The organism is Sinanaerobacter chloroacetimidivorans (assembly GCF_018128545.1).
Lineage (GTDB): Bacteria > Bacillota > Clostridia > Peptostreptococcales > Anaerovoracaceae > Sinanaerobacter > Sinanaerobacter chloroacetimidivorans.
The window spans coordinates 1-3,002 of record NZ_JAGSND010000046.1; the positions used below are offsets into that span (position 1 = coordinate 1).

Annotated in this window: 3 protein-coding genes; all 3 read right to left on the bottom strand. The window is 44.8% G+C overall.

Annotated elements, in window-relative coordinates:
* Positions 1 to 1,026, bottom strand: a complete 1,026-nt coding sequence (locus KCX82_RS22740; protein ID WP_227020725.1) for an electron transfer flavoprotein subunit alpha/FixB family protein — start codon at positions 1,024 to 1,026, stop codon at positions 1 to 3.
* Positions 1,027 to 1,052: 26 nt separating this feature from the next.
* Positions 1,053 to 1,841, bottom strand: coding sequence for an electron transfer flavoprotein subunit beta/FixA family protein (locus KCX82_RS22745; protein WP_227020726.1), 789 nt, complete (start codon positions 1,839 to 1,841; stop codon positions 1,053 to 1,055).
* A gap of 24 nt (positions 1,842 to 1,865) precedes the next feature.
* Positions 1,866 to 3,002 (bottom strand): acyl-CoA dehydrogenase (locus tag KCX82_RS22750; protein WP_227020727.1); only part of this gene is annotated, 1,137 nt, incomplete at its 5' end.

Genomic DNA, 3,002 nt, shown 5'->3' on the forward strand with positions numbered 1-3,002 from the left:
TTATTCGTTTGATGCCTTGTATTTCTTTAATGCTTCTGTTAATTTGGGAATGATAACTTTTACGTCACCAACGATACCAACGTCTGCAACATCGAAGATCGGAGCGGTGTCATTCTTATTGATAGCGATAACACATTCGGAACCTTCCATACCGGCAACGTGCTGGATAGCACCGGAGATACCGCAAGCCAGATAGAGGTCAGGTCTAACGGTCTTTCCGGTCTGACCTACCTGTCTGTCCTTGGCAGCCCAGCCTGCATCTACGTTGGCTCTGGAGGAGGAAATGTCTCCGCCCAGCAGATCAGCAAGCTCTTTTAATGTTCCGAAGAATTCGGGTCCGCCGATACCACGTCCGCCGGATACCAGGCATTTTGCTTCCGTAATGTCAGATTTCTTGTGGGTTTCCTTTACAACTTCTCTGATCACGACGTTCATATCGGATGGAACGAATTCCACTTTGATTTCTCTGATGTTTCCTGTTCTTGATGCATCCTTTTCCAGTCTCTTCATTACGCCAGGTCTTACGGTAGCCATCTGAGGTCTGTAGTTTTTGCACAGGATGGTAGCCATGATGTTTCCTCCGAAAGCAGGACGAGTCATGAATAACAGCTTCTGTCCCGGATCTTCGTCATTTGCTTTGAATACATCGATGTCAAGCTTTGTGCAGTCTGCAGTCAGTCCTGTGTGTACTCTGGATGCTACTCTTGGTGCAAGGTCTCTTCCGATGGAAGTTGCACCGAACAGTACGATTTCAGGATCGCATTCCTTAATAACAGCAGTCAATGCTTTTGCATAGGGTTCTGTTACATATTCAGCAAGCATTGGATCTTCTACATATACCACTTCATCAGCACCGTATGCGATGAGGTTCTGTGCTTTGTCCTTAATATTATTTCCAAGCAAAACGCCTACAACCTTCTGACCTAAATCAGCGGCAAGCCTTGTGGCTTCGCCGATAAGCTCCAGACCTACCTTAGCGATAACGCCATCTCTTTGCTCTACGATTACATAAATATCTTTACTCATTTCAGGTTTCCTCCTTCTTCAATCTTTTAGATGATATGTCTTTCTTCCAGCTTATCAATGATAACTTGTACTGCTTCATCAACACTGAGATCTGCATGCAGTGTGCCCTGGCCTTTGGCCTGTTTTGTGAAGGACTTGAATACGTTTGTCGGTGATCCTTTTAGTCCGATATGTTCAAGAACTAAGGAGTCTTTCAGTTCTTCAAAGCCTAACACCTTGATTTCCTTTTCGTAAGCCTCAACAACACCTCTTGCGTGCATGTATCTTGGAACTGCCAGTTCCTGAAGTGCGGTCAAAAGACAAGGAGTCTTCACCTCGATGATGTGGTATCTATCTTCATACTGTCTCTTAACGATTACTTTGTCGCCTTCCACATTGATTTCTTCTGCATAGGAAACCTGTGGAATATGAAGGTTCTCAGCAATCTGAGGACCTACCTGTGCCGTATCTCCGTCGATAGCCTGACGTCCGGTGATGACCAGGTCATAACCGATCTTCTTCAGCGCTGCTGCAATGATCGTAGCAGTTGCATAAGTATCGGATCCGCCGAATTCTCTTGCGGATACTAATACAGCCTCATCACAACCCATTGCCAGTGCTTCTCGGAGAGCAACGTCTGCCTGCGGAGGACCCATGCAAACAACGGTTACAGTTCCTCCAACCTTTTCTTTCAGCTGAAGTGCTGCTTCGATCCCTGATTTGTCATCATGGTTAATAATGCTTGGTACACCTTCTCTGATCAGTGTATTGGTTACTGGATCCAGTTTTACTTCATTGGTGTCTGGTACTTGTTTTATGCATACAACGATTTTCATCATAGTTCTCCTTTCAACTTTCTATTAGTTTATCTTCATGGATCCGGCGATTACCATCTTCATGGCTTCTGAGGTTCCTTCGTAGATCTCCGTGATCTTGGCATCTCTCATCATTCTTTCTACCGGATATTCTCTGGAGTATCCGTATCCGCCCATCAGCTGTACACAAGCTCTCGTTACGTCATTTACCATCTCTGATGCAAATAGCTTCGCCATGGCTGCCATTGGACCATAGTTTTCCTTATTGTCCTTTGCTACAGCAGCTCTCCAGGTCATCAGTCTTGCAGCATCTATCTTTGTCTGCAGCTCAGCTACTTTGAACTGGGTGTTCTGGAAGGAGGAAATTCTCTTTCCGAACTGCTTTCTTTCTTTCACATATTTAATAGCTTCATTCAATGCGCCCTGTGCGATTCCTACTGACTGTGCGGCAATACCGATTCTTCCGCCGTCAAGGGCTTTCATGGCAATCTTGAATCCGTCGCCTTCTTTTCCAAGTCTCTGGGATACCGGAATACGTACGTTTTCATAGGCAACTTCGCAGTTGGAAGCAGCTCTGATACCCATTCTGTGGATGTTCTTTCCAACAGTCAGGCCCGGTGTATTTCTGTCAATTACAAAAGCAGAAATTCCCTTTGTTCCCTTTGCTTTATCTGTCATAGCGAAAACTACAAATGTATCAGCAAATCCGGAATTGGTTGTAAAGATCTTAGCACCGTTGATTACATATTCGTCACCATCCAAAACAGCCTTTGTCTGCTGTCCTGCAGCATCTGTTCCTGCATTTGGCTCTGTCAATCCGAAGCAGCCTACCTTTGATCCGTCAACTAATGGTCTCAGCCATTTTTGTTTCTGTTCTTCTGTTCCGAAATCATTGATGCAGGAGCAGCATAACGATGTGTGTACGGAAATGGTGATTCCGGTGCTGGCGTCTACCTTTGAGATCTCTTCCATGCATAATGCATATCCCAGATAGTCTCCGCCTACTCCGCCGTAATCTCTTGAATAGGGGATTCCCATCAAGCCATACTTCTTCAGCTTTTCTACCAGTTCCAGATTGAATTCTTCTGTTTCGTCCATTTCTTCTGCAATGGGTTTTATTTCAGTTTCCGCAAATCGACGGAATAATTCCTGCTGAAGTAAATGTGTTTTCGTTAATTTAAA